The sequence below is a fragment of the Acinetobacter sp. 102 genome, assembly GCF_037028485.1.
Classification (GTDB): Bacteria; Pseudomonadota; Gammaproteobacteria; order Pseudomonadales; family Moraxellaceae; genus Acinetobacter; species Acinetobacter higginsii.
Map to the genome: position 1 here is coordinate 236,777 of NZ_JAZEZK010000004.1, position 6,982 is coordinate 243,758.

Here is a 6,982-nt window from a genome sequence, read left to right on the forward strand (position 1 = left end):
AAATTCCTGTGTGAGTATGCTAAACAGACTTCACGCTGTAATCTGCTTAGAGTACACTCACTGCTTTCTTTTATCATTATTTGTGTGATGCAAATACTTAAACAAATACAAATTCCTTATAGTTTCGCTAAACGACATGGCGTTTTGTTACGTTATGAAGGCGATCAAGTTTTTATTGTACGACGCAAGGACACCGCGCGTATTGCTTTGCAGGAAGCTCGTCGAATTTTGGGGAAAACAGCTCACGATCAATTGTGTACCGATCAAGAGTTTCATGCCTTACTGAGTTCTAGCTATGCAGGGGATACTGGCGAGTCGCAACAAGTTGCGGCAGGCCTAGAAGACCATCCAGATTTATTGAGTTTGGCGGATCAAGTACCTGAAGCTGAAGACTTGATGGATCAGGAAGATGATGCACCGATCGTGCGTCTAATCAATGCTTTATTGTCCGAAGCGATTCGTGTCAGTGCCTCTGATATTCATATCGAAGCTTTTGAGAAAAAGCTTTCTGTACGATTACGTGTCGATGGTCAACTACGTGAAATTGTTCAGCCACGCCGTGAATTAGCGCCGTTGTTGGTATCACGTATTAAAGTCATGGCGAAACTGGATATTGCGGAAAAGCGTGTACCACAAGATGGTCGTATTTCATTACGTCTCGCAGGGCGTGAAGTAGATGTGCGTGTCTCAACTTTACCGTCTTCGCATGGCGAACGTGTGGTCATGCGTTTGCTGGACAAGCAAGCCGGACGCTTGAACATGACGCATTTGGGCTTGATGCAAAATGACTATGATCGTTTAACGCAACTGGTTCATCGACCACATGGCATTATCTTGGTGACAGGTCCAACGGGTTCAGGTAAAACCACCACCTTGTATGCAGCATTGTCAGATTTGAATGACCATACGCGTAATATTTTGACTGCCGAAGATCCGATTGAATATCAATTGGAAGGTATTGGCCAAACACAGGTCAATACCAAAGTGGATATGACCTTTGCGCGTGCGTTAAAAGCGATGTTGCGTCAAGATCCAGATGTGGTGATGGTCGGAGAGATTCGTGATTTGGAAACTGCGGAAATTGCAGTACAAGCCTCTTTAACGGGTCACTTGGTGTTATCCACACTGCATACTAATACGGCAATTGGTGCAGTAACGCGTCTTAAAGATATGGGAATTGAACCATTCTTACTTGCTAGTTCACTGATTGGGGTGATTGCGCAGCGTCTGGTTCGTACTTTATGTCCGCATTGTGTGACTTGGCGTAAGGCTGATGATTTCGAGCGACAAGTATTTCAGCATCTCAAAGTTGATGAACATATGGAATTGCCGGAACCACATGGTTGTGAAAAATGTTCACACGTTGGGTTTAGTGGGCGAACCGCAATTTATGAAATTGTACCAGTCGATGAATCGATGCGCCGTTTGATTCATGGCAATGCCGCTGAGTATGAATTGGAAAATTATGCACGTCGTCATGCTGCATCGATTCGTGATGATGGTTTACTTAAAGTATTGGCTGGAAAAACCACATTAGAAGAAGTACTTCGTGTCACCAATGAAGCTGCGGAAGAATAAATCGATTCACGAATAAAAAACAGCATGGTCTAACCATGCTGTTTTTGTTTGAGTATTCGGATTATGCAGTCGTCACGATATTGAAAGTAACGTCGATATTGTTACGTGTTGCATTTGAATAAGGGCAAACGATATGTGCAGCCGCAACCAATTGCTCTGCTTCTGCTTGTTCCATTCCAATTAAATACACATTCAAGGTCACTTCAATACCAAAACCATTTGGAATCGGACCAATGCCGACTTCACCTTCAACATAGGCATCTTTGCTAATTTTAAATTTATCGCGATTCGCTACAAACTTCATTGCACCTAAGAAACATGCAGAATAGCCAGCAGCAAACAATTGTTCTGGATTAGTGACTGCGCCACCTGCACCGCCCATTTCTTTTGGCACCCCTAATTGCACATCTAAAACACCGTCAGAGGACGTTGCACGACCATCACGACCACCTGTTGCTTTTGCTTTCGCACGATAAACCACTTTTTCTAAAGACATGATTATTATTCCTAAATAATATTGAATACAATTAAATCGTACACGATATAAATTAAAAAACAAGTTGCTGTTGTGTAAATTTTAAACTTATTTGTTTAGATGTGTGCGAAGTTCTGAAAGCTGATCTTTTAGTGCCAATAATGCTGTTGGTGAACAGGATGCGGCTTGAGCCAGTTGATTTGGAATATCAATCGCTTGTAATTGTAAAGCTTGCCCTTGTGGGGTCAGGGTAATAATCACTTGTCGTTCATCTTTACTTGAGCGTTGACGAGTAATTAAGTCAGCTGCTTCAAGTTTTTTTAGTAATGGCGTAAGTGTAGATGATTCTAAAAATAGTCGTTCACCAATCTCTGAGACAGAGAGCTGATCTTTTTCCCATAGCACCAACATCACCAGATATTGTGGATAGGTTAAGCCAAGTGGTGCGAGTAATTGGCGATAAACCTGATTCAATGCGAGATTGGTCGAATAAATCAGAAAACATAACTGATTGTCTAATAACAGTTGCGGATGCTCTTCGCCCATGCAGCCCTCAAATAATAATTGAATAGATGCAGTATATCTTGGTCTAATCGATTACCTAAGTAGTTTCAGTATCAATTCAAATGAAAAAAGCACAAGCTGTAAAAACTTATGCTTTCTATCGCTTACTTAAATTGCCAATTACCAAAGCTCAGCAATTTTTTTCATCAATCTTGCTCGGTAGCGTGCGGTGGGGTTATTGAGATTATTCTGAGCTTCAAGTTCAAAATGTTGCTGCCATGCTTTGATCATTTCTAAGGTTGTGCCTTTTTGTTTAATGACCATAACGTCTTCACGTTGAATATTGTCTAATCTCTGCCTTGCACCTTCAGCACCTGTTCCCCAGCCAATGATCCATTGCCCAAAAGCATTCAGCGATAAGTTTTGTGGCGTAGACAAAACACGAGATGATTGAGTTGATTCATCACCATCTACATCCACAGATGTCGCGTGAAGTTGTACAGCGGTCCCCAAAAAAAAGAAAATAACAATCAATCTAAACATGAATAAAGCTTAATAAGAATTAACGGATGATGTTACATCATAGCTAGCCCAAAATTGGCTGACTTTGTTCTACTATGATTAATAATTTGTATTAAATCATGATTCTATAGATCAGGCATTTATAAAAGTTGATCATTGCAGTCAGATTGATCTTGTGTGCTTGTATTTTGTACAGCAGTGTGTTGAAAGTGGTGTAAAGATGAAGAGGGAGTTAATAGGCAATAATCTTACGATGCTGCATTAACGGCATTGCAAGGCGAAGTGTGTTTTGTGTCTTAAGATCAAATTCACTAGCGATTAGGCCGTGTCCTTCAGTTTCAATGCTTTGCAGCAATTGGCCGCGGCTATCTGTAATACCGGCATGTCCCCAAGTTTGACGTTGTTCACCATGCCAACCTTGTTGTGCAGCACCTAAAACATAACACTGACTATCCATGGCCCGTGCTTGTAGCAATAATTGCCAGTGGAGCTGGCCTGTCGTATAGGTAAATGCAGCTGGGGCCGTTAAGATATTGGCACCTTGCTGACGTAAAGTTAAAGCAAGTTCAGGAAAGCGTAAGTCATAGCAGACCATAAGTCCGATATTGCCAAAAGGCGTTTTGGCAACCACAACTTGATCGCCAGGTTCAAAGAATTTAGATTCCTGATAACCACCTACAGCATCGCCGACTTGTACATCAAACAGGTGGATTTTGTCATAACGTGCTTCAGTCCCTTCAGGACTAATACATAAGCTGACCGTGCGAACGCGACCATCTTGAATCACCGAACCATCTGGACGGAAAGGGCATGGGAGTGTACCTGCAACAATCCAGATTTGATAACGATGCGATAACTGTTCTAGGCGTGCTTGAATTGCTTCGAATTGTGCTGCGGTTTCGCGTTGCTTACCCGCAGCAAAGCAAACAAAATTCTCGGGGAAAACAATCAGCTCAGCACCTTGAGCCTTACTTTGTTGAAGTAATGATTCGATGACATCGAAGTTTGCTTCAATGTCATTTTGAGAATTCATCTGTGCAACAGAAAGTAAGGTCATAGGGAGATCACGATACTGAGTTTAACGATCAAGCGTTTTGTTTTTGTACGTCGAGATTTAAGCAATCTTGCTCTTTTTGCAATTGCTTAACCAATGGTTCAAACATATTTTGGTTGTTTTCGTTCAAGTGCATCAGTGTTTTGTGTGCATCGAGCACAGTGTTGAGCATTGCGCTGTGCGTCACTTGCTCTTCTGTAAGCTCCAATGTACATACACTTGGATCGCCACAGTAGTTTAAAATCACAAATACTTGCCCAAGCCCCATGCTATTGGCTAAGGTCGTAATATCTGGATTTGTCGAGAGCATAACGGCTTGTATGTGATGAACTTGCTTAAGCTTTAAACCTAGTTTTGCCAATATACCTAAAACAGTACTGTCAATAAACGTGGTTTCGGTTAAGTCAACGATTGCACCAACAACATTTTGCTGTTGTTCAATTCGATTGAGTAGTTTGTCTAGACTTATACAAGAGTGAGCACGCACTTCGCCAATAAGCTTGAAAATATGCGTTCCGTTCAAACTTGCATATTCAACATGACCTGTTGACATATAAATGCCATTTTCAGAGAAAGGATATGAAATTATCCCATAGTGATATTGGAGACACAAGTGGTTGGAGGGTGTGATTTAATTAAGATATTGATTTTAATATTAATTCATTCGACATATGCTCAAAATTGCAATGTCATCTGCTACATGTTCAGGGGCTTTGAATGAGTCATTTTGAAGATGTTCGACCAATTGATTAAACTGATCGTTCAGACCACCATCAAATGGTTCCAAGGCACCATCAGAGCATAAAATGAACCGCGCATGACGACTTAATTTACAGTGGTGTTCTTCGACTTCAAGCTCTTCAGTCAGGCCAAGTGGAAAGCTGCTGGTCGTTAGAATCTGAGGCGGTTGATTCGGTTCAAAAATAATGGGGGGAGGGTAATGTCCTGCACTTGACCAACGCACTTCATGGGTGACTAAATTTAAGATCCCAGCCACCATGGTAATGTGTTTTTCAATATTCTCTTGTACCAACATCGCATTCAGCTTTTGAATCAATTGGCTTGGTGTTTTTGAACGGCCATGAAAGGCTGCCATCCACGAGGTTAATAAGCTGCTGGTGACGCCATGTCCTGAAACATCAGCCAGATAGAACAATACTTCTTCATCATTTAAACGCCAATAATCATACCAATCCCCAGATAAATAAGCAGACGGTTGAAAAAGGGATTCAAACTGATAGTTTGGTAATTCGATTGGGTTCGGTAAAAGACGCTTTTGTAATTCGGCAGCAGAGGGTAAATCTCGACTATCTTGATTACGTTTGTATTGAGCATCTATTTTAAACAAAGAATGAATCGGATTTTTTGGCAAACTATCCCAAATCCAACCTGCTAATGCACCTTGTTCCCATGCTTGTGCTAACGCTGTGCCTTCATGTTCAAATGCAAGTACAATTGTTGGGAGTTTCCACTGATATTTTAAAAAGTCTTGTACATCGGCAATTGCAATGATGGTTTGATCATACAAATCCAAGTCATCAATTTGAATGATCTGCAAACTCGGTAACTCAGTTAAAGCTTGATCTAAACAAGGTACGGAACGCGTGGGTTGTATGAAATACATAGATGAATAGCCAATCCTTTGTATGATCATTTAAAATTCATCATAGATGAAAGATGACCTTGGATATAGTATTGCCAGAGTTTAAATTCTCTGGCAATACATAAGTTTGTAAAACATTATTTTAAATTAATCATTTTTCATGGGAAGAGCTGTCATCAATGTCATCTTCATCGCTAATGAAAGAAACATCATTTGAGTCGCCACGCTTTTCTGCAATCTGGAAAGCTTTACGTTGTAAATAGAAATCTCGAATCATTGCGTACTTGTCACCCTTTAGACTTTCTTCAATATCAAGAATTTGAGAACGTGCATCAACTGCCTGTAATACATTGGTTGACCAATAAATACCTTCATGATCATCTAGTAAGTATTTTTGTGGACGACCATAGCTATCGGCGGCTAAACCAAAACCATCACGGAAGGTACTTGGGCCAAAGAAAGGCAACATCACATAAGGACCAGAGGGAACACCATAATAGCCTAGAGTCACACCAAAACTTTCCTCTTCAGTGCTTAAACCCAAACGACGTGCTGGATCAGCAAAACCCAAAGTCGTTAAAGTATTCACTGTAAAACGGCCTAAAGTTTTTGCGGCGCGCGTTGGGCGACCTTGCATTAACTGGTTAACTGCATTCCAAGGTTCACCTAAGTTTTTGCGAAATTGGCGATAAGGACTACGCACAGGTTCTGGCACTTTAGCAACATATTGAATTGCAATAGGCTTTAATAAGTTACGGTCTAACATGTCATTGAATGCATAGACTTGGCGATTCAATGGTTGTAGAGGGTCTTTAACAGAATCAGGTTGTGCTGCATTCGCATTTACTTTTAAGTCATCTTTGGTCAGATGTTTTAAATCTTTGATGGCTTGAATCGTAGAGGTTTTTTGCTCAGCAGTGACTTGGCTTGTTACAGCATTAGCTTGATTGGCTGAATCGCTGGGAGTGTCTTGTGCGACTACTGATGAACATGCTCCAGCAGTTAACAACCCAAGCAAGATAAAATTTGAGTAATGCATATAAGTCCTTAATCGCTGTTAGAGCGAAATAATACAGCCATTAAAATGATTGCGTCATAGAACGCGCAACATAAAGATGAGCATATAGTTTAGTTGTTCTCCTATTATTAAAACAAATTCGATCGAAAAATATAAGAAAAATTGTGATTTTGGTTTAAAAATGTTCACTCGAATAAAAAAGAATGAAAATGGGGTTGTGTTGGATGT

Annotated in this window: 8 protein-coding genes; 1 reads left to right on the forward strand and 7 read right to left on the reverse strand. The window is 40.6% G+C overall.

Annotated elements, in window-relative coordinates:
• The first annotated feature begins 87 nt into the window (after positions 1–87).
• Positions 88–1,578, forward strand: a complete 1,491-nt coding sequence (gene gspE, locus WA352_RS05995) for a type II secretion system ATPase GspE (protein ID WP_005207094.1) — start codon at positions 88–90, stop codon at positions 1,576–1,578.
• Between the two features lie 61 nt (positions 1,579–1,639).
• Here gspE and WA352_RS06000 read toward each other — a convergent pair whose 3' ends face one another.
• The 7 genes from WA352_RS06000 to WA352_RS06030 form a co-directional block, all read right to left on the reverse strand.
• Positions 1,640–2,074, reverse strand: a complete 435-nt coding sequence (locus tag WA352_RS06000; RefSeq protein WP_005207095.1) for an organic hydroperoxide resistance protein — start codon at positions 2,072–2,074, stop codon at positions 1,640–1,642.
• Between the two features lie 87 nt (positions 2,075–2,161).
• A complete protein-coding gene (locus WA352_RS06005; protein ID WP_005312319.1) occupies positions 2,162–2,599 on the reverse strand; it encodes a MarR family winged helix-turn-helix transcriptional regulator in 438 nt (145 codons plus the stop codon).
• A 138-nt stretch (positions 2,600–2,737) separates the two neighbouring features.
• Positions 2,738–3,100: a DUF4951 domain-containing protein gene (locus WA352_RS06010; protein WP_004804513.1), complete on the reverse strand. Its 363-nt coding sequence runs from the start codon at positions 3,098–3,100 to the stop codon at positions 2,738–2,740.
• Between the two features lie 211 nt (positions 3,101–3,311).
• Positions 3,312–4,136, reverse strand: a complete 825-nt coding sequence (locus WA352_RS06015; RefSeq protein ID WP_033134669.1) for a carbon-nitrogen hydrolase family protein — start codon at positions 4,134–4,136, stop codon at positions 3,312–3,314.
• A 28-nt stretch (positions 4,137–4,164) separates the two neighbouring features.
• Positions 4,165–4,686: an anti-anti-sigma factor GigB gene (gene gigB, locus WA352_RS06020; RefSeq protein ID WP_005207099.1), complete on the reverse strand. Its 522-nt coding sequence runs from the start codon at positions 4,684–4,686 to the stop codon at positions 4,165–4,167.
• A gap of 102 nt (positions 4,687–4,788) precedes the next feature.
• On the reverse strand, positions 4,789–5,757 hold the full coding sequence (gigA, locus tag WA352_RS06025) for an RsbU family protein phosphatase GigA (protein ID WP_005207100.1): 969 nt from the start codon (positions 5,755–5,757) through the stop codon (positions 4,789–4,791).
• A 130-nt stretch (positions 5,758–5,887) separates the two neighbouring features.
• Complete coding sequence (locus tag WA352_RS06030; RefSeq protein ID WP_004804518.1) at positions 5,888–6,775, reverse strand: MlaA family lipoprotein; 888 nt, start codon at positions 6,773–6,775, stop codon at positions 5,888–5,890.
• Positions 6,776–6,982: the final 207 nt, after the last annotated feature.